The following is a 20,349-nucleotide window of genomic DNA, read 5'->3' as shown; positions in this document are numbered from 1 at the left end:
CGTAAACATTATTTTAAAAATACAATCGCAATAAAAGATATTAAATTATTAAAAGCATGCAGTGATATGGATACTGCTAGGTTTTTCCCACTTTTCAAATATACAAATACTAGACCAATCGCAATAAAAATATAGCTTCCGATTTCAAATGGGGATGTAGCCCCTAATACATGAATACCAGCAAATAATATAACTGATAATACACTTGCAGCAGCATATGTAATTTTTTTACCTAATTCATGAATGATGAGATGCCTAAATAATAACTCTTCAATAATCGGCGTCAAAATAACAATATCTAAAAATAAAAATGGGAGCATCCAATTGTCTTGAAATAGTGCTTCTAAAATCAATTGATTCTGTGTTTCATGATATTGTAATGACTTCGGTAAAAAAGTCATAAGCCAATCATATAAATTATTCAACAAGAGCGTAGATATGTATGCTATAAAAATAAGCAAAATATATTTACGAACTGATTTTAACCTGTTGATCGCAATTGCTGTAATATTATCTTTAGTATGCATGCCATAAAAACTTAAGATGATACATATTTCAGCAATAACACCACCAAAAATCAGTATATTCATATCACTTAAACGATACTTACTACCAATATTAAAAATGTCATATGATACGATTAATATCAGCGTTAATATAAGTGGTATAAGATAATTAGCAATGATGTATATAGGGATTAACCAAAAGTCTTTTTTAACAATTTTCTGATGCTCCCATATATGCTTTTTGGTTAATGGCGTTGCTGATGATTTGTCAGTCATATGTCACCTTCCTTGTAGCTGTTTAACAATAATATAACACAATATTTTATCATTATTATAAGTTGATTTACTTTTCTATTTGAAAATTACAATTAACCATTCTACCCCTTTACAGTGGAACACATTGTAAATTGCATAATTTATTGTATTATATAACTATATTAAGGGGGGAATGTTACATGACTATTTTGACTATTTTACAGTTTATCGTCAACGTAATCATTGTCGTTTGTTTAATAAGCGTACTTGTTTTAGGGGCTGTATTGCTTTTTAAGGATAAACGACAAAAGCAACATAGCGTTTTACGCAATTATCCATTACTTGCACGTATTCGATATTTTGGTGAAAAAATAGGTCCAGAATTACGCCAATATTTATTTTTAGCAGATACCAAAGGCAAACCTTTTTCTCGTAATGATTACACCAATATTGTATTAGCTGGTAAATATAATTCAAGAATGACTAGTTTTGGTACACAAAAGGATTATGAAGATGGGTTTTACATTCAAAATACGATGTTTCCGTTGCAATCTAAAGAATTACATATTAATCAATCACCGTTGATTTCATCATTTATTTATACAATTGATAATGAACGACTCTTTAATCGTGACGAACATCGCACAAAAGCAGAGATAGATCCATTTTATTTAACAGATGAAGATGCCATTATTTTAGGTCCTGAACTGAAACATCCGTTCAAACTTAAAAGGCTTGTTGGTCAATCAGGAATGAGTTATGGCGCATTAGGAAGTCATGCAATCACGGCGCTATCCAAAGGATTAGGACAAGCTGGAACTTGGATGAATACAGGTGAAGGCGGTTTATCAAAACACCATTTATCGGGCGATGCAGATATCATCTTTCAAATAGGTCCAGGTTTATTTGGCGTACGAGATAAATCGGGAGAATTTGATATGAATGCTTTCCAAAGTTTAGCAAATGAAGATACGGTCAAAGCTTTTGAAATCAAGTTAGCACAAGGTGCAAAAACAAGAGGCGGCCATATGCAAGGTAATAAAGTCACACAAGAAATTGCTGATATTCGTAATGTTGAACCTTGGAGGACGATTAATTCCCCTAACCGTTTTGAATCTATAGATAATCCAACCGATTTATTAGACTGGGTTACACAATTACAAAAAGTAGGTCAAAAACCTGTTGGTTTTAAAATTGTAATCAGCAAAGTATCAGAAGTAGAAGCGCTCGCACAAACAATGATTGAAACAAATCAGTTTCCGAATTTTATTACTATTGACGGCGGCGAAGGAGGCACTGGTGCAACATTTCAAGAATTGCAAGATGGCATAGGTTTACCTTTATTCACTGCTTTACCAATCTTAACAGGTGTACTCGAAAAGTATGGTATACGCAATCGAATTAAAGTATTTGCTTCAGGGAAACTTGTAACACCTGATAAAATTGCGATTGCATTAGGTCTAGGTGCTGATTTAGTCAACGTTGCAAGAGGTATGATGATTAGTGTCGGATGTATTATGAGTAGGCAGTGTCATATGAACACATGTCCTGTAGGTGTTGCAACAACAGATCCAAAACGTGAAAAGGGATTAATTATAGATGAAAAAAAATACCGCGTCACTAATTTTGTAACCAGCTTACATGAAGGCTTATTTAACATTGCTGCCGCTGTAGGTGTAACTTCCCCAACTCAGATATCGAAAGAACACATCATTATCAAAAAGAAAGACGGTAACATTCAATCCATACATGATTATAAATTAAACTTACTAAATCATAATTAACTTCAAAGATTAAAACAAACACCTTTGTTAAAAATAAGCTTCAACAACATTTCGAAGGATAAGATAAGCATACGTCTGGGACGAATCACTGATGTCCAGACGTATTTATTTTGCAAATAGATATTTAAGTCCGATGGTTCATTATCATACAAAGTGATTCAATTGCTTTGTTAGCTTAGATTCTATCGTTTCTTGTTGATCTTCCAATGGATTGAATTCAAATAAATTACCATTAATAAAAACGGTCGGAATGCCTTTAATTCCTCTTTCAAATGCTTCTTCATGAATCGCTAACGAACGATCGTCAGCTTCTTTATGAGGTGTAAGATTATATTCTTCTTCCATTTTGGCTTCAATTGTCGAAAAACTTACTTTCCATTGAGCTTGTGTTTGGTATAACTCACGAATAATATCTAAGGTTTCTTCAGGTCGTTGATAGTTTAAATATATATTTGCTATTGTTCCTTTTAATAAGCCTTGCTTCGTTTTATCAAAATGTTTAATTGTATGTTGAACCTTCCCTTGATCAATGAATGGCTTTAATACAGTGTCTGCAGCGAAAAAGAAGTTTTTACAGTATGGACAAGCTAAATTGATAAAAGATTCAACTTTAATCGGTGCTGATTCTGAGCCTATTGTTAAATAATTAATTTCTGTCATCGTCTATCCCTCCACTTTGTTTATAATTATATTGAATCATGGACAGGTATTGAATGCACACGTTTAGCCTTACAATAGCGTGCAACGTAAACTTCATCTAATGTTATGTAAATTAAATTAATAACACAAAGCTCAAACAATTAGCTTATATCGAAGTTCATGATAAAATGAATATAAATATTTGATTAGGGGGTATAACATGAACAATTCAATAAAATTACTAGAATCATTAACAAATGTTGACGGTATTGCAGGTCATGAAAAAGCAGTAAAAACACTTATGTGTGATTATTTGACGCCAGTAAGTGATGAAATTATTGAAGATAATCTGGGAGGTATTTTCGGTAAAAAAACGACCTCTACTGGTAATAAGACATTAATGGTGGCAGGTCATTTAGATGAAATTGGTTTTGTAGTTACTAAAATTGATAAAGATGGATTTTTAAAATTCACACCTATTGGTGGTTGGTGGAACCAAGTGATGTTATCTCAAAAAGTAACTGTCACAACTGATGAAGGCAAGAAAATCAGAGGTATTATTGGCTCCAAACCACCACATGCTTTATCACCCGAAGAACGTAAAAAAAATGTAGAAATAAAAGATATGTTCATTGATATTGGAGTTAAAAGTAAAAAAGAAGCTGAACAATTCGGCATTGAAATTGGCAATATGATCACACCATACAGTGAGTTTGAAACACTAGCTAATAGCAAGTATTTAACTGCCAAAGCTTTTGATAATCGTTATGGTTGCGCCCTTGCTGTAGACGTTTTAAACAACCTTAAACAAGAATCCATTGATATTAATTTAGTTTCAGGCGCTAACGTACAAGAAGAAGTAGGTCTTCGTGGCGCTAAAGTTGCAGCTAATAAGATTAAACCTGACTTAGCTCTTGCTGTCGATGTAGCTGTTGCCTATGATACACCAGGCATGTCTGGCCAAACTAGCGAGACAGCTATTGGACAAGGACCTGTAGTCATTATTATGGACGCTTCAAACATAGGTCATGTTGGTTTTACAAACCATATTAAAAAAATAGCTAAAGCACATAATATAGATATCCAGTTAGATTCTACACCTGGTGGCGGTACTGATGCTGGAAGTATTCATGTTGCCAATGAAGGTGTGCCTACGGTCTCTATTGGTGTCGCTCTACGTTATATGCATTCAAACGTCTCTGTATTGCATACAGATGACTATAAAAATTCGGTTGCCTTAGTCACTGAAATCGTTAAATCTTTAAACGACGATGCCGTAGATAACATCATTTGGTAAACCACTCAAACCTATAAAAAATAAAGCCGTAAACAAAGTGCTACCACTAATGTTTACGGCTTTTTGGTGCTTCTTAATAACTATTAAACTCAAATAATATCACTTTCACTCTAAATTATTCTGTAGAATCTTTCCAACGCGCATCACTCAACATTTCTCCTGGCCAAGTATATGCCGTCACACCACCATCAATTGTAATGGTTTCACCAGTTATAAAAGAACTGTCATCAGAAGCCAAGAAAGCAATGAGTTTACCTACTTCATCAGGTGTGCCCAAACGACCTAAAGGCGTAACCCACTTCTGATTTTCTCTAAATATTTTTCCTTGTTCATCTTCTTTAGTACCTGTTAATTTATCTACAAGTGGTGTTTCTATCGTACCTGGTGCGACTGCATTCGCTCTGATATGCTCACGTCCATATTCTATCGCTGTTGATCGAGTGAAATTGATGATACCTGCTTTTGCAGCATTATATGCTGAACGATTTAAATCTGCAGCATTTCCAGAAAATGACGCCATATTGATGATAGAGCCACCATTTGACATCATTAGTGGTAAAAAGAATTTAGTCATCAAAAATGTACCTCTTAAATCAACATTCATAATTCTATCAAACACATCGATTGGAAATTCATGAATACGTCCAGCGGCATTATCAATACCAGCATTATTACATAAAATATCAATATGATCATAATCTTCTTTAATAGATTGCGCAAGCCGTTCTACTGCATGTGCATCTGATACATCTACATTATATCCTGAAGCTTTATTACCGCCCTGGTTAATTACTTTTACTGTATCATGTACAGATGCAGAAATATCAATCGCTAAAACATGTGCCCCTTCTTTTGCCAATATTTGTGCAGAAGCAGATCCTATGCCAGTACTAGCGCCTGTTACCACAGCAATCTTATTTTCTAATCGTCTCATCTATGAACTTCCCCTTTCATTTCCCTACTGTTCAATATTAATTTATCTGTAATACATTTCCTTTTTAAATCAATTTTAAAACCTTTGTATAAAGCATTCATAGATGCCTTTTGCTTGGAAACATAAAATTTATCATACTCATTTCAAAATGAGTTTGTTATAATTTCGATAACTTATTGGGGAGGTAATAATAATGGGGTCAAATACGAGAGAAAAATCGACAATTATAAATAAATTTCTGAATATTGTAGAAAAAATTGGTAATAGATTACCTGATCCAAGTATATTGTTTTTTCTAATGTGTCTTGGGCTCGCAATCATTACATGGGTTGTTTCACTTTTTCATGTCACAGTAAAACATCCTGGAACAGGTAATACCATTGGCATCAAAAATATTTTAAGCAAAGATGGTATTGCTATGATTTTGAATGATGCAATCAAAAACTTTTCTGAGTTCCCTGCACTCGGTTTAGTATTATCAGTGATGCTTGGGGTAGGTATTGCTGAGAAAACAGGTTATTTTGATAAATTAATGGTACAAATTGTTCATAAAGCACCCAAGCAAATCATTGTGCCTGTAATAATACTTATAGGTATTATTGGCAATTCTGCAGGAGATGCTGCAACGATTGTTTTACCACCGTTAACAGCGATGGTCTTCATAAAATTAGGCTATCACCCTATTGCCGGGTTAGCGATGGCTTACGCATCAGCACTTGGTGGTTTTTCTGCGAATGTCATGATAGGAATGTCAGATGCATTGCTTTATGCCTTTACAGAACCAGCAACAAAGATTGTTTCTGATAAAATTGCAGTTAATGTAGCGATGAATTGGTACTTTATTGCAGCTAGTGTTGTTGTATTATTGCCAACAATTTATTGGGTTACAATGCGTTTTGTCATCCCCCGTTTAGGCTCATATGACGATACACAGTCTAATATTAAAGTGGATGATACTAATAAAGGATTAACACTTAAAGAAAGTAAGGCTGTGTTTTGGGCAAATATAAGCTTTTTCACTACACTTATTTTACTTATCATTATGGCAATACCACAAAATAGTTTCTTACGTAATGCCAAAACTGGCAGTTTATTGAATGATTCTCCTATTATTAATGGGGTTGGTTTAATTATTTTACTTATTTTTTTGGTGCCTGGTTTGGTGTACGGCATGTTAATGAAGGAATTTAAAAATTCTAAAGATTTAGGTAAAATGCTTGCTGATTCTATGGCTTCTATGGGGTCTTTTATTGTTATTGTCTTTTTTGCAGCACAATTACTGGCATTTTTAGAATGGAGTAATTTAGGTGTGATTGTAGCAGTACAAGGTGCTGAAGTACTTCAAGATCAAAACGGTATCGTCCTTATTTTAGGAGTGATTTTTTTAGGTGCGCTCATTAACTTATTAATCGGTAGTGCATCTGCTAAATGGGGAATTCTTGCTCCAATATTTATTCCAATGCTGATAATTGTAGGATTTCATCCTGCATTCACACAAATGTTGTATAGAATTGGAGATTCAATTAGTAACCCAATTACGCCAATGATGCCTTATTTGCCATTACTTTTATCTTATGCTCAAAAATATGATAAACACATGAAATTAGGCTCACTGTTATCTAGTTTAATGCCTTATACCATTATTCTAAGTATTGTATGGCCCATATTCATGATTATATGGTACTTACTTGGCTGGCCATTAGGCCCTGGAGGCCCTTTACACATCAATGAATAAGTCAAAAACAATATTAAATTTCAAACTATATAAAAATCATTACCATGAATTGAACAATATTCAATTGATGTATCACAAATCATGCTATTTATTGTAATATTAAAGAGAAAAGTGGGTAAATAAATTTATAAACAACTATTTACCTCATATATACAGGAGGAGATTATGGAACGCATAGGATTAGTAGACATCGGATCAAATACAATAAGGTTAGTTATTTTTGAATTCGATACTAAAACAGGATTAAATGAAATTTTAAATATTAAAACGCCCGCACGCTTAAGTCAATATTTAACCGATGATTTAAAGATGAACCAAGATGGTATCGATGTGTTGACAACAACATTACACAGCTTTAAAAGCGTCGCTAATAAATTTGAAGTAAACGAATTACATCCTGTTGCGACAGCTGCTATTAGACAATCTACCAATCAAAATGAAATTATCAAACACATTAAAAACGAACTTGACATCAGCATCAAAATCATTCCTGATCAAGAAGAAGCTTTTTATGGTTTTTATGCCATCACTCATACTACAGATGTAGAAGATGGTGTTTCTATCGATATTGGTGGTGGTTCTACAGAAGTCACTTTATTCAAAGATAAAACGATCATTGAAGCGCATAGTTTCCCATTTGGCGTTGTAACATTAAAACGAAAATTCTTCGAAGATAAAGATCATAATGATAAATCTGCAATTAAAGCAATGGAAAAATTTATAGCTAAGCAATTCGAACAGCTACCATGGTTACAAGACCAAAAAATTGCTTTAGTCGGTATTGGTGGATCGGCTCGTAACGTAGCACGCATTCATCAGTCAGAACATTCTTATCCCATTGGTGGTGTTCATAACTACTCAATGACTGAAGAAGATATGGATGAGGTATATAAAATAATTAAAAAGAGTTCACGTGATGACTTAAAAGATATTGATGGATTAAGCAGAGACCGTATAGACATCATATTACCAGCAGTATCCGTATTCAAAACTTTATTCGAACAAATCAATGCAACCCACTTCACTTTCTCACGCAAAGGGCTACGTGAGGGCTATATAATGAAGTTGATATCCGAACGTCACCCACAAGAATTTAAAAAAGAAAATATTAGAAAAGATGCATTATATCATTTAGCTAATGAATATAGCATCGAAGAATCTAGTGCAAAACAACGCGTTAAATTGGCTCAATCATTGTTATCACAACTGATTGACTTAGATAAAATTCAAGTTACTAAAAAAGAGCAAGAACTTTTTGCGGAAGGTGCATATTTATATTATTTAGGAAGATTTATTGACGCAGATTCTAGTTCACCACATACGTATTATATTATAGCGAATTCAATGATTGATGGTTTTCCACATGAAGATCGCGTCAAACTTGCAATGTTAGCAAGTTTTAAAAATAAATCTCTTTTAAAATTTTATAGCCAAGAGACCGCATGGCTACGTGGCAAAGAGTTGGATTATATTCAATTTTTAGGCGGTATTATTAAATTTGTAAATGCCCTAAATATATCACATACTAGCCCAGTGGAACGTGTGGCATTACAAGAAGAAGATGGTGCTTATACTTTGTATGTCCATTATATTGGTGAACCGATTGCTGAAGAATATCAATCACTTAGACAAAAAAAGCATATCGAGAAAATTTTAAAAGAAAATCTTTCTATCATCTTTACAAAATCTTAAAATTCATATGATAAATTGTACGTAGCAAAATATGTTAACAAGACTACAATAAGGTGGAATTAGAATTATGCAAAAGAAATTGGGAGAGAGAGATTTAAATTTACCACAATATTATAATAATAGAGAGCTCAGTTGGTTAGATTTTAATTATCGCGTATTACAAGAAGCTGAAGATAAAAACAATCCTTTATTGGAACAATTAAAATTTATTTCTATATTTAGCTCTAACTTGGATGAATTCTTTATGGTGCGTGTGGCCGGATTACAAGATCAAGTTAAAATGGGCTATGATAAACCTGAGAACAAAGCACAACTCACACCTAAAGAACAACTTGAGCAAATAAAAATAAAAAATAAAAAATATGTAGATTTACAGTATGCACGTTATAACGAATTAGTAGAACTGTTAAAACAACATCGTGTGGAAGTAACAAAACCTGAATCTTTACCAGAGTCTTTATTACCACAGTTAGAACGTGAATTTAAAACAGGTATCTTACCTACATTAACACCATTAGGTATCGATGCTTATCATCCTTTCCCAAAATTAAACAATAAAAGCTTGAATATATTTGTAGATATTGATACCGATGATGCAATTAATTCGGCTATTGTACAAATACCATCATTAATTCCAAGATTTTATACATTAAATCAAGGTCAAACTCAATACGTTATAATGTTAGAAGATATTATCACTTATTATATTAATGAGTTATTCACTGGCTATGAAGTGTTAAATACCTTCACCTTTAGAATTACACGTAATGCCGATCTAACCATCCATGAAGATGGTGCCGAAGATTTGTTAATTGAAATAGAACGCTTCTTAAAAGAGCGTAAACGCGGAACAGCAGTACGTTTAGAGATAGACGGAAGACAAGCAACTTATGAAGACGTTGTTTGGATTATCAATCAGTTGGAAGTTCATGATAATGATGTCTATTTTGTAGACGGTCCATTAGATTTAACACTGCTTTTCGATCTTGTAGACCATTTATCTAATAGTTTAAAACATTTAACATATAATAAATATCTACCACAACCACCTCAATCTTTGGGTAATGAAGACATTTTTGATTTATCATTAAAACGTGATATTTTCTTTCATCATCCCTATGAATCCTTTGAACCAATTGTAGATTTCATTCGTGATGCTGCAAATGATCCGAACACGATTGCTATTAAACAAACATTATATCGTGTAAGTAAAGATTCACCAATCATTAATAGTTTGAAAACAGCTGCAGAAAATGGTAAACAAGTAACTGTGCTCGTTGAATTAAAAGCACGTTTTGATGAAGAAAATAATGTTCACTGGGCAAGAATGTTAGAAGATGCAGGCTGTCATGTTATTTATGGTATGACATATTTGAAAACGCATAGTAAAATTTCGCTTGTGGTCAAACGCAACAATAACAAACTCACATCTTTCGTACATTTAGGTACTGGAAACTACAACGATAAAACAGCTAAGCTCTATACAGATATGGGCATTATCACAACAAATCAAGAAATAGCAGAAGATGCTATTAACTTCTTTAACTACCTCAGTGGATATACATTGAAACCAGAATATAATAAACTCATTGTAGCTCCATACGACATACGTGATGTATTCTTAGCTCGAATAGACAAAGAAATCAAATCACATCGTGAAAACGGTAATGGAAAAATTATGATGAAGATGAATTCATTAACAGATAAAGATATTATTCTTAAATTATTTGAAGCTTCTCGTGCTGGTGTCAAAGTTAAATTAATTATTCGCGGTATTTGTTGTTTAAAACCAGGCATCCCAGATGTCAGCGATAATATTGAAGTAGTAAGTATCGTTGGTCGTTTCCTTGAACACTCTCGTATCTATTACTTCCATAATAACGGTGATGAAAAAATTTACCTCTCTTCAGCAGATGCAATGACACGTAATATGATTAAGCGTGTAGAAATATTGTTCCCTGTCGAAGATAAAAAAATTGCTAAACGCTTATTAGATTATATGAATTTACAATTATCAGATAACCAAAAAGGTCGATATCAGGACGAACAAGGTTATTATCATTATATTCATAATAATTTATCACCATTAAATTCACAGGCTTATTTAATGAAAGAAGCGATGACATTTGGCCAAAAATTAAAAGAAGCTTCTACCCTGCCACAAGAAGTTCCCATACAACATAAAAATCGATGGTTTTCTAAACTAAAAGATACGTTTAAACGATGATAAAGAACCACTTCCCAACTTGTTGGGTTAGTGGTTCTTATGCTTAAAATTATTCACTTCCCAACTTGTTGGGTTAGTGGTTCTTATGCTTTCGAACGACAGAGAGAAAGTAAACTTATTCACTTCCCAACTTGTTGGGTTAGTGGTTCTTATGCTTTCGAACGGCAGAGAGAAAGTAAACTTATTCACTTCCCAACTTGTTGGGTTAGTGGTTCTTATGCTTTCGAACGGCAGAGAGAAAGTAAACTTANNCGAACGACAGAGAGAAAGTAAACTTATTCACTTCCCAACTTGTTGGGTTAGTGGTTCTTATACTTTCGAACAGCAGAGAGAAAGTAAACTTTTTCACTTCCCAACTTGTTGGGTTAGTGGTTCTTATGCATGAGCTAAAGCTCAGGTAATCCTTATAGCGAAATCATCTTTATCGGTTTCGTATGATATCCTCTTACTTAAACAAAAAAATTCATCTCATTCTCAACTTATAGCATTTTGAAATATCAGTTATATAACATCTTATGTATCTAATTTTGCTATAATAAACACTAAATACTATTAACTTTTATGAGGTGTCACTTATGATAAATGTTGAAAAATTAAAAAGTAAATTTCCTTTAGTCAATGACATGCAACAATATAAACCGATATTTTGGAAAAATCCAAATTTTCGTAATGATGAAACATTTCCTTTTTCATTAGATGATATAGAAGATGCTGCAGCAAGGTTAGAACGTTTTAGCAGTTATATACGTAATGTTTTTCCTAAAACTGAAAAAGACCATGGTCTGATTGAATCCCCACTAAAAGCAATCCCTTTTATGCAACAAGCATTAGTTGACTCTGAACACCTTGAGCAAAGTGGTAAATTATGGCTTAAATGCGATAGTCATCTTGCTATTTCAGGCTCTATAAAGGCAAGAGGTGGTATATATGAAGTTCTAAAACTAGCTGAATCTATCGCTATAAAGGAATGTGGTTTAAAATATACAGATGATTACAAAATTTTATCCGAATCAAAATATAAAGCGTGCTTTCGTAAATATACCGTTGCTGTCGGTTCAACTGGTAACCTAGGTTTAAGTATTGGCATCATAAGTGCACAATTAGGCTTTCAAGTTATTGTACATATGTCTAGTGACGCGCGCCAATGGAAAAAGGACTTACTTCGGTCACGCGGTGTGAAAGTTGTTGAGCACCAATCTGATTATCAATATGCAGTTGCTGAAGGACGGAAGGCTGCAGAAAACGACCCTACTTGTCATTTCATAGACGATGAAGGTTCTGCTGATCTTTTCTTAGGTTATACAGTTGCTGCTTTACGGTTAAAAACACAACTTAGCAATGAAGGTATACAAGTAGATGCACAACATCCCCTTTTTGTTTATCTGCCTTGTGGTGTTGGTGGAGGTCCAGGTGGTGTTGCCTTTGGATTAAATCAAGTATTTGGCGATCATGTGTATTGTCTTTTTGCTGAACCTACACATGCACCATGCATGACATTAGGAATGATGACACAACTGCACAACCAAATAGCTGTAACAGATATTGGATTAGACGGCCGTACTGATGCAGATGGTCTTGCTGTTGCCAGACCTTCAAAACTCGTTGGTCATATAATGAATTCATTATTATATGGTGCTTTTACTGTAGAAGATCAACAAATGTACCGATATTTATATTTGCTTAGTCAAAAGGAACGTATATTTGTTGAACCCTCTGCAGCATCAGGGTTTGCAGGTTTAAAAGCAGTGTTGAAACATACCGACAAAACTCATTTTAATTTATCTAATGCCAATCATATTGTATGGGCAACTGGCGGTAATATGGTACCTAAGGAAGAAATGTTAAAATATGTGGCTCAAGGCAAACAATCATAAACGTCAACGATTTAGAAACATACCTGACAACAAACATTTAACTTTAAGTATACACCCCACTTTATGTTTTGCTCGATACCTTATCTAAAAAACGCATATATAATAACCTTGCTTCTTTTTCAATGATGGCATTAGGCTTGGTTAAAATTTATAATAAATATAATATGTTCGAAGTGGTATCGTCACACTTACTTTCACTCTAAAACCTAAAACAATATTTTAGGTTTTATTTTTTTATATAAATATAGATAAAAGCGTCTAAAGTCACGTTGCTAAGAATATTTTCTGAATATTTATTGAATTCTAAAATCAACTGTGTTAAAGTATGTTTTATCAATTCACTTTAGTTCGGTAGAGAAACAAAGTATTTAATAAAGGATGGTCATTATACTATGGATACGAAAGCACTTATTAATAACAAAGAATATGAATTATCATTTTTAAAACATTTTCAACAAGCGGATTTTAAACTTGTTGATTTTAGTTTTATAGAATCATTATCCTGGCAATCACTTACGCCTGATGATTTACAACAAATGACAGAGCGTAGCTTTTGGCAACATGACCATCATATTTTTGCTTTGCGCAATGATTTCACTGACCAATTATTGCGTTACTACAGTAATTATCAACCTGAACAACAACGTTTAGCTTATAGTGGTCCAATAGTCAGAAATAATGAAGTTTACACTCAATTAGGTATAGAACATTACAACCCAACTGTTACAGATATGCAAAACGATTTTAAAACGTTTTATAACTTTATTAAATATACGTTGAATGATGATATCGACTTTGTCATTTTAGGACATTATCAATTAATCGATTTATTATTAGCAGCTAGCGAACAAAGCCAATCGATATTAAATCTTATACAAGAGCGAAATATTTCAGAGTTAACTGCACAGTTAGGTCTTGCGCATCCTGTGGTACAGTTGCTCACTACAAAAACAACTGAACAACTTGATTTATTAACACAACTATTTCCACATGACCATCGCACCATCCAGTCTTTACATCGGTGGGAACAATGGTTTAAATCACAAAATATTACTGAAATTCATCTTGATATAACCCCTAGACCACCACGTTCTTATTACAAAGGATCATTCATGAAATGTCATTTAAAAAATAATAAAACTCAGCGTCTCACTGGTGGATTTTATAAAGGGAAATTAGAAGGCTTTGGACTAGGTTTTATACTATAAACAAGGAGTGAAAATCATGCTTACTGTCGCATTGGCAAAAGGTAGATTACTTAAAAGTTTTATAAAGTATTTAAATGAAATAAGAGAAACTGAAATAGCATATGCACTTGAACAAAGAGAGCGTCAATTACTTATAACAGTTAATGATATACAATTTATTTTAGTCAAGGGTAGTGATGTACCGATATATGTTGAACAAGGCGTTGCAGATATTGGCATCGTCGGCAGCGATATTTTAGAAGAAGGTAATTATTTTATTAACAACTTACTGGATTTACCTTTTGGCGAATGTCACTTTTCACTTGCTGCTAAACCAGAAGCTTATCAATTTAAAAAAGTAGCTACTTCATATACCCAAACAGCACGTCAATATTTTGAAGCACAAGGTTTAGATGTTGAGCTTGTAAAACTATCAGGTTCAATTGAATTGGCATGTTTGGTAGATATGGTAGATGGCATTGTTGATATTGTTCAAACTGGTACTACTTTAAAGTCAAATGGCTTAGTTGAAAAAGAAAAGATTAAAAACATCAATGCTAAACTCATTACAAATAAGGCATCATATTTTAAAAAATCAACTGAAATTGATGATTTAATTAAAACTTTGGAGGTGACGCTCATTGATTACAAATAAAGAAACATTTATGAATAACTACCTGAACCAATCTGAACTAAACGAAGATTTATATCCAATCGTAAAAGAAATTTGTGATCAAGTGAAATTTCGAGGGGACGACGCCTTAAAGGAATACAATCTAAAACTAGACAAAGTAGAAACATCACAATTATCAGTTTCTAAGGAAGACTTATTTACTGCTTATCAACGCATTGACTCATCTATACGGGAAGCTCTTGAACAAAGTCATGACAGAATTAAGGCATATCAAATGTCTATTAAACAAGAGCATCAGCAGGATAATTCAGAATGTTACGAAATATATCACCCGTTAGAGCGTGTCGGTGTCTATGTCCCAGGTGGTAAAGCTAGCTATCCCTCCACCGTGTTAATGACTGTAACACTTGCTAAAGTTGCTGGTGTTAAAAATATCGTCGTCGTTACTCCACCACAAATTGAAGGTATACCTGATATTGTACTTGCTGCCTGTTATATTGCTGGTGTTGATCAAGTTTACCAAGTTGGTGGCGCACAGAGTATTGCTGCTCTTGCGTATGGTACTGAGACAATTCCTAAAGTGGATAAAATTGTTGGACCTGGAAATCAATATGTTGCCTATGCCAAAAAATATTTATATGGGCAAGTTGGCATTGATCAGATTGCTGGTCCAAGTGAAATTGCACTAATCATTGATCGATCGGCTGACATAAATGCCATTACTTATGATGTATTTGCTCAAGCAGAACATGATGAACTCGTTAGAACATTTGTCATCAGCGAAGATAAAAACTTATTACAACAATTAGAAAATAATATTCAAAAAACTCTAAGACAAATCAAACGGCAACCTATTGTTGAAGCCAGTTTAAAACACAATCACTTCTTAATTTCAGTAGAAAACTTTACTGAAGCTTGCGATTTGATGAATCAAATTGCACCGGAACATGCATCTATACAAACACAATGTCCACATGACTATATCAACCATGTGAAATATGTAGGTGCACTCTTCTTAGGACATTATTCTCCAGAAGTTATCGGAGATTATATTGCTGGCCCAAGCCATGTACTACCTACAAATCAGACTGCTCGTTTTACCAATGGTCTATCTGTGAATGATTTCTTAACGAGACATTCTGTCATAGATTTATCACAACAAACATTTAAAAACATTGAACAATCCGCACGTAAATTAGCACATATTGAACACTTGTATAATCACGAACAATCCATAGAAATTCGAACAACAAAGGAGCCACACAATGATTAGAATTAATAAAAATGAAAGTCCACTTAAACCATTATCTAATGAACAACTTGCAACAATTATTCAACAGGCAGCATTTAACTTTTATCCTGATGATGAGTATGAGCGCTTCAAACGAGCTTATGCAGCTTTTCATAATATTTCTCCTGATCAAGTCATAGCAGGTAATGGTTCTGATGAGCTCATTCAAAAATTAATGTTAATCATGCCAGAAGGACCGGCATTGACCTTAGATCCTGACTTTTTCATGTATCAAGCTTATGCTAATCAGGTAGCTCGACCTATTGAATTTGTACCAGCAAATTCAGATTTAACATTTGATTTAGAAATGATTTTAAAACGAATTGATGAAGTACAGCCTGCATTCTTTATTATGAGTAATCCACATAATCCATCTGGCTTACAATATAGTACGACATTTTTAATGGCTATTGCAGATAAGATGCAAACATTGGGTGGTTACTTTATCATTGATGAAGCTTACTTAGATTTTGGTGAATCTTATGATATTAAGATGCAACCTCATGTTATTCAAATGCGTACGCTCTCGAAAGCGTTTGGTATCGCTGGCTTAAGACTAGGTGTGCTCATCGGTACTAATGATACCATCAAACTCATCCAAAGCATTGAGCATCCGTATCCTTTGAATACAATTACGCTTCATATCGCGATTTATATGTTTGAAAATCAAACAATGACTCGCGCGTTTATAAAGCAACAACGACAGCTTGCCCGCAAATTAAAAGATATGTTTCATGAACTTGTTGACGATGTCATGGTAGTCTTCCCTTCTGCTACAAATTTCGTATTAACCAAAGGAGAAGCTGCGCAAAGTTTAGGTGCTTATATTAAAGACAATGGATTCCTTCCAAGATTATACGATGAACCAGAAATGTCTGACTATGTACGATACTCTATTGCTACAGATGAACAATTAGATCAATTATTTATACTTATTAAAAATTGGAGGTCGCAATATGATACTAAATAAAACACGTAATACAGCAGAAACACAATTAAGCATTTCTCTGGCTGATGACCACCGTGAAAGTAATATTCATACAGGCGTTGGGTTTTTGGATCATATGTTGACACTCTTTACTTTTCACAGCCAATTATCCTTATCTATAGAAGCAAATGGAGATGTTCAAGTCGATGATCATCATGTGACAGAAGATATTGGTATTGTTCTTGGACAGTTACTGTTATCGATGGTAAAGGAACGTAAATATTTTCAACGTTACGGGGTTAGTTACATACCCATGGATGAAACACTTGCGCGTACAGTCGTAGATATTAGTGGACGACCTTATTTATCTTTTAATGCTCAATTCAGTAAAGAAAAAGTAGGTACATTTGATACTGAACTCGTTGAGGAATTTTTCAGAGCACTTGTTATCAACTCACGTCTAACAACGCATATTGACTTAATTCGCGGTGGAAACACACACCATGAAATAGAAAGTATATTTAAATCTTTTGCTCGTGCGCTTAAAGATGCATTAGTCTCAAATGACGCTAATATCACTCCTTCTTCTAAGGGTGTGATTGAATGATTGCAGTGATTGACTATGGTTTAGGAAATATTAAAAACATACAACGTGCGCTTAATCGTTTAGGTTTTAATGCAATTTTAACAGATCGTGTAGAGGATATTGAGGCAGCAGATACCCTTATATTACCCGGTGTAGGTCATTTTAAAGATGCTATGCAAGCGATTGAAAAACGGGGATTAAAGTCTATTTTACAAAATATATCACATAAACCGATCATCGGTATTTGTCTAGGTATGCAATTGCTTTATGAACACAGCGCAGAAGGTGATGTAGAAGGATTACAACTTTTCCCAGGAAATATCATACCTATTCAAACACCTTATCCGGTACCGCATTTAGGGTGGAATAATTTAATCAGCAATTATACAACATTAACGCAAGATGTATATTTTGTACATTCCTATCAAGCTGAAATGTCAGATCATGTTGTTGCTTATGCAGACTATGGCACGTTGATTCCTGCAATTGTTCAATATAAAAATTTTATAGGTATCCAATTCCATCCTGAAAAAAGTGGTGAAGATGGTTTAGCGATACTTAATCAAGCTCTGAAAGGTGGTTTCTTATAATGATCAATATTTGGCCAGCTATTGATTTAATTAATGCAACAAGTGTGAGACTGACTGAAGGAAAATATGATTCAGAAGAAAAAATGACGCGCAGTGCCGAAGATAGCGTCGTTTTTTATGAAAAGTTCGACTGTGTAGATCGTATTCATATTGTAGATTTAATCGGTGCCAAGCAGCAAACATCTATTGAACAGGACTACATCAAACAATTAAGAAGCCTGACCAATAAACCTATGGAAGTTGGTGGCGGTATACGTAGTTATGAAACAATCAAAGCTTATTTTGCTGACGGTATAGACTATTGTATTATTGGAACAAAAGGCATTCAAGATACTGAATGGTTAGCCAAAATGTCTCATCAATATCCGTACAAACTCTATCTATCAGTAGATGCATATCAGCGCGAAATAAAAATAAACGGCTGGGAACAAGATGCACATCTAGACTTATTCGATTTGGTTCAGCAAATCGAATCGCTACCATTGGGAGGTATCATCTATACGGATATTTCTAAAGATGGTCGCATGGCTGGCCCAAACTTTGAAATAACAGCACAGCTTGTCAAAGCAACACAAAAACCTGTCATTGCTTCTGGTGGTATTCGTCATCAACAAGACTTAGAACAATTAGAAAAATTTGGTGTTCATGCAGCAATCGTTGGTAAAGCTGCACACAACCATGCATTTTGGGAGGGATTATCATGATTAAAAAAAGAATTATCCCCTGCCTAGATGTGAAAGATGGCCGCGTTGTCAAAGGCATACAATTTAAAGGGCTACGTGACCTTGGAAATCCTGTGGATTATGCACTTTATTACAACGAGCAAGGTGCAGATGAATTAGTCTTTTTAGATATCTCTCGAACTGAAGCTGGCCATGGGCTTATGTTAGATGTTATTGAAGAAACTGCTGAAAAACTATTCATTCCACTTACAGTAGGAGGCGGCATTTCCACAATTGATGACATTTCCCAGTTGCTAAATCATGGTGCTGACAAGGTATCTCTAAACTCTAGCGCATTAAAGCACCCTGCTTTTATCCAAGAAGCCAGTGAAAAATTTGGAAGCCAATGTATTTGTATCGCTATAGATAGTAACTTTGATACAGAGTTAAATGATTATTTTTGCTATACACATGGCGGAAAGAAACGTACAGATAAACGTGTCTATGACTGGGTTCAAGAAGTGGAGGCGCTTGGCGCTGGCGAATTATTAATAACAAGCATGACACACGATGGGATGAAACAAGGCTTTGATGTTAACCATTTACATGAGATTGAACAACTTGTGCACATCCCTATTATTGCTTCTGGTGGTGGCGGCAATCCAGAGCATTTTGTAGATTTATTCAAACAAACAAATGTCTCGGCAGGATTAGCTGCTAGCATACTGCATGACAAAGAAACCACAGTAAATGAAATTAAACAATCAATGGCTCAAGGAGGTATTCCAATAAGATGACACAACAACCTGATTTTAGTAAAGGGCTTATTCCTGCCATACTACAAGATGTTCAGACAAAACAAGTGCTTATGCTTGGTTATATGAATGAAGATGCATACAACAAAACGTTAGCTGAGGGGAAGGTTTGTTTTTATTCACGTTCTAAAGACCGCTTATGGACCAAAGGAGAAACTTCTGGTCACACCCAAGTCGTTCAAAATGTACACCTAGACTGTGATCAAGACACCTTATTGATAGATGTAATTCCCAATGGACCAACTTGTCATACTGGGAGCCAGAGTTGTTTCAATACAACGGTTCCTTTCTATGTACAACAGCTCGAAGACACTGTATCTTCAAGCGCTAACTCTAATAAAGAAAATTCATACACACAATATTTATTGAATGAAGGTTTAGAAAAAATCACGAAGAAGTTTGGTGAAGAAGCTTTTGAAGTCGTAATCGGTGCTATGAAATCTAATCAAGAAGAAGTAACAAATGAAACTGCTGATTTAATGTATCATCTTTTTGTACTTTTACATGCATTGAACATCAAATTTGAAGATATTGAGAAAACTTTGTCAAAACGTCATCAAGTTTCCAATAACTTTAAAGGAGAAAGATCAGATATAAAAAATTGGTAAATTCGATTTACTGATTGCTTCATGATTTTTCATAATCAGTTAATTTCACTAATATATACTCATATATCAAACTATAGGCTAAAACAGATCATAACTGTTTTAGCC

General features: G+C 34.1%; 18 protein-coding genes. 15 read left to right on the top strand and 3 right to left on the bottom strand.

All coding sequences use genetic code 11. From position 1 onward, the window contains the following. Window positions 1-8 precede the first annotated feature (8 nt). On the bottom strand, window positions 9-782 hold the full coding sequence (locus tag KA830_RS01345) for a CPBP family intramembrane glutamic endopeptidase (RefSeq protein WP_210122932.1): 774 nt from the start codon (window positions 780-782) through the stop codon (window positions 9-11). A gap of 179 nt (window positions 783-961) precedes the next feature. Between KA830_RS01345 and KA830_RS01340 the strand changes: the two genes are divergently transcribed. Further along, window positions 962-2,545, top strand: a complete 1,584-nt coding sequence (locus KA830_RS01340) for an FMN-binding glutamate synthase family protein (RefSeq protein WP_046208801.1) — start codon at window positions 962-964, stop codon at window positions 2,543-2,545. Window positions 2,546-2,689: 144 nt separating this feature from the next. Here the strand turns inward: KA830_RS01340 and KA830_RS01335 are convergent, their stop codons facing one another. After that, the gene (locus KA830_RS01335; protein WP_204180318.1) at window positions 2,690-3,205 is read right to left on the bottom strand and encodes a thioredoxin domain-containing protein; all 516 of its coding nucleotides are present in this window, start codon (window positions 3,203-3,205) and stop codon (window positions 2,690-2,692) included. 199 nt (window positions 3,206-3,404) lie between these two features. Between KA830_RS01335 and KA830_RS01330 the strand changes: the two genes are divergently transcribed. Further along, window positions 3,405-4,481: a M42 family metallopeptidase gene (locus KA830_RS01330; RefSeq protein WP_204180319.1), complete on the top strand. Its 1,077-nt coding sequence runs from the start codon at window positions 3,405-3,407 to the stop codon at window positions 4,479-4,481. A gap of 115 nt (window positions 4,482-4,596) precedes the next feature. On the opposite strand, the gene KA830_RS01325 is transcribed toward KA830_RS01330, so the two are convergent. Continuing rightward, window positions 4,597-5,415: an SDR family oxidoreductase gene (locus tag KA830_RS01325; protein WP_204180320.1), complete on the bottom strand. Its 819-nt coding sequence runs from the start codon at window positions 5,413-5,415 to the stop codon at window positions 4,597-4,599. 193 nt (window positions 5,416-5,608) lie between these two features. Here KA830_RS01325 and KA830_RS01320 point away from each other — a divergent pair, with 193 nt between their 5' ends. The 13 genes from KA830_RS01320 to hisIE all read left to right on the top strand — a co-directional run bounded on the left by KA830_RS01320 (window position 5,609) and on the right by hisIE (window position 20,244). Then, window positions 5,609-7,150 (top strand): AbgT family transporter, encoded by a 1,542-nt coding sequence (locus tag KA830_RS01320; protein WP_204180321.1) that lies wholly within the window; start codon window positions 5,609-5,611, stop codon window positions 7,148-7,150. 162 nt (window positions 7,151-7,312) lie between these two features. After that, entirely contained in the window at window positions 7,313-8,842 is a 1,530-nt protein-coding gene (gene ppx, locus KA830_RS01315; RefSeq protein WP_210122934.1) for an exopolyphosphatase, read from the top strand. Between the two features lie 67 nt (window positions 8,843-8,909). Next, window positions 8,910-11,069 (top strand): RNA degradosome polyphosphate kinase, encoded by a 2,160-nt coding sequence (locus KA830_RS01310; RefSeq protein ID WP_204180322.1) that lies wholly within the window; start codon window positions 8,910-8,912, stop codon window positions 11,067-11,069. 575 nt (window positions 11,070-11,644) lie between these two features. Then, window positions 11,645-12,943, top strand: coding sequence for a D-serine ammonia-lyase (locus tag KA830_RS01305; protein ID WP_046206803.1), 1,299 nt, complete (start codon window positions 11,645-11,647; stop codon window positions 12,941-12,943). Between the two features lie 392 nt (window positions 12,944-13,335). Continuing rightward, window positions 13,336-14,151: an ATP phosphoribosyltransferase regulatory subunit gene (locus KA830_RS01300; protein WP_046206802.1), complete on the top strand. Its 816-nt coding sequence runs from the start codon at window positions 13,336-13,338 to the stop codon at window positions 14,149-14,151. Window positions 14,152-14,167: 16 nt separating this feature from the next. Beyond that, the gene (gene hisG, locus KA830_RS01295; protein ID WP_019470094.1) at window positions 14,168-14,785 is read left to right on the top strand and encodes an ATP phosphoribosyltransferase; all 618 of its coding nucleotides are present in this window, start codon (window positions 14,168-14,170) and stop codon (window positions 14,783-14,785) included. Continuing rightward, entirely contained in the window at window positions 14,775-16,037 is a 1,263-nt protein-coding gene (gene hisD / locus KA830_RS01290; protein ID WP_348634548.1) for a histidinol dehydrogenase, read from the top strand. The genes hisG and hisD overlap by 11 nt, the downstream gene beginning before the upstream one ends. After that, window positions 16,030-17,025 carry a pyridoxal phosphate-dependent aminotransferase gene (locus tag KA830_RS01285; protein WP_019470092.1) on the top strand — a complete coding sequence of 332 codons (996 nt, stop codon included), beginning with the start codon at window positions 16,030-16,032 and terminating at the stop codon, window positions 17,023-17,025. Before hisD ends, KA830_RS01285 begins: the two co-directional genes overlap by 8 nt. Continuing rightward, window positions 17,012-17,590 (top strand): imidazoleglycerol-phosphate dehydratase HisB, encoded by a 579-nt coding sequence (gene hisB / locus KA830_RS01280; RefSeq protein ID WP_019470091.1) that lies wholly within the window; start codon window positions 17,012-17,014, stop codon window positions 17,588-17,590. Before KA830_RS01285 ends, hisB begins: the two co-directional genes overlap by 14 nt. Beyond that, entirely contained in the window at window positions 17,587-18,159 is a 573-nt protein-coding gene (hisH, locus tag KA830_RS01275) for an imidazole glycerol phosphate synthase subunit HisH (RefSeq protein ID WP_019470090.1), read from the top strand. The genes hisB and hisH overlap by 4 nt, the downstream gene beginning before the upstream one ends. Next, a complete protein-coding gene (gene hisA / locus KA830_RS01270) occupies window positions 18,159-18,863 on the top strand; it encodes a 1-(5-phosphoribosyl)-5-((5-phosphoribosylamino)methylideneamino)imidazole-4-carboxamide isomerase (RefSeq protein WP_204180002.1) in 705 nt (234 codons plus the stop codon). Before hisH ends, hisA begins: the two co-directional genes overlap by 1 nt. Beyond that, complete coding sequence (hisF, locus tag KA830_RS01265) at window positions 18,860-19,618, top strand: imidazole glycerol phosphate synthase subunit HisF (RefSeq protein WP_046206799.1); 759 nt, start codon at window positions 18,860-18,862, stop codon at window positions 19,616-19,618. Before hisA ends, hisF begins: the two co-directional genes overlap by 4 nt. Further along, window positions 19,615-20,244: a bifunctional phosphoribosyl-AMP cyclohydrolase/phosphoribosyl-ATP diphosphatase HisIE gene (gene hisIE / locus KA830_RS01260; protein WP_019470087.1), complete on the top strand. Its 630-nt coding sequence runs from the start codon at window positions 19,615-19,617 to the stop codon at window positions 20,242-20,244. The genes hisF and hisIE overlap by 4 nt, the downstream gene beginning before the upstream one ends. Window positions 20,245-20,349 lie beyond the last annotated feature (105 nt).

This window comes from Staphylococcus sp. GDY8P119P (genome assembly GCF_017892075.1).
In the GTDB taxonomy this organism is placed as follows: domain Bacteria; phylum Bacillota; class Bacilli; order Staphylococcales; family Staphylococcaceae; genus Staphylococcus; species Staphylococcus ureilyticus.
The sequence above is the reverse complement of the archived record's forward strand: the minus strand, read 5'-3'. Positions and strand labels throughout refer to the sequence as shown.

What these genes read in the sequence shown, in the direction of transcription:
- KA830_RS01320 (WP_204180321.1), top strand. Translation starts at nt 5,609, where the DNA reads ATGGGGTCAAATACGAGAGAAAAATCGACAATTATAAATAAATTTCTG.
- hisA (WP_204180002.1), top strand. Translation starts at nt 18,159, where the DNA reads ATGATCAATATTTGGCCAGCTATTGATTTAATTAATGCAACAAGTGTG.
- KA830_RS01310 (WP_204180322.1), top strand. Translation starts at nt 8,910, where the DNA reads ATGCAAAAGAAATTGGGAGAGAGAGATTTAAATTTACCACAATATTAT.
- hisG (WP_019470094.1), top strand. Translation starts at nt 14,168, where the DNA reads ATGCTTACTGTCGCATTGGCAAAAGGTAGATTACTTAAAAGTTTTATA.
- KA830_RS01345 (WP_210122932.1), bottom strand. Translation starts at nt 782, where the DNA reads ATGACTGACAAATCATCAGCAACGCCATTAACCAAAAAGCATATATGG.
- hisIE (WP_019470087.1), top strand. Translation starts at nt 19,615, where the DNA reads ATGACACAACAACCTGATTTTAGTAAAGGGCTTATTCCTGCCATACTA.
- hisF (WP_046206799.1), top strand. Translation starts at nt 18,860, where the DNA reads ATGATTAAAAAAAGAATTATCCCCTGCCTAGATGTGAAAGATGGCCGC.
- KA830_RS01340 (WP_046208801.1), top strand. Translation starts at nt 962, where the DNA reads ATGACTATTTTGACTATTTTACAGTTTATCGTCAACGTAATCATTGTC.
- hisH (WP_019470090.1), top strand. Translation starts at nt 17,587, where the DNA reads ATGATTGCAGTGATTGACTATGGTTTAGGAAATATTAAAAACATACAA.
- KA830_RS01300 (WP_046206802.1), top strand. Translation starts at nt 13,336, where the DNA reads ATGGATACGAAAGCACTTATTAATAACAAAGAATATGAATTATCATTT.
- hisB (WP_019470091.1), top strand. Translation starts at nt 17,012, where the DNA reads ATGATACTAAATAAAACACGTAATACAGCAGAAACACAATTAAGCATT.
- KA830_RS01285 (WP_019470092.1), top strand. Translation starts at nt 16,030, where the DNA reads ATGATTAGAATTAATAAAAATGAAAGTCCACTTAAACCATTATCTAAT.
- KA830_RS01325 (WP_204180320.1), bottom strand. Translation starts at nt 5,415, where the DNA reads ATGAGACGATTAGAAAATAAGATTGCTGTGGTAACAGGCGCTAGTACT.
- KA830_RS01335 (WP_204180318.1), bottom strand. Translation starts at nt 3,205, where the DNA reads ATGACAGAAATTAATTATTTAACAATAGGCTCAGAATCAGCACCGATT.
- KA830_RS01330 (WP_204180319.1), top strand. Translation starts at nt 3,405, where the DNA reads ATGAACAATTCAATAAAATTACTAGAATCATTAACAAATGTTGACGGT.
- KA830_RS01305 (WP_046206803.1), top strand. Translation starts at nt 11,645, where the DNA reads ATGATAAATGTTGAAAAATTAAAAAGTAAATTTCCTTTAGTCAATGAC.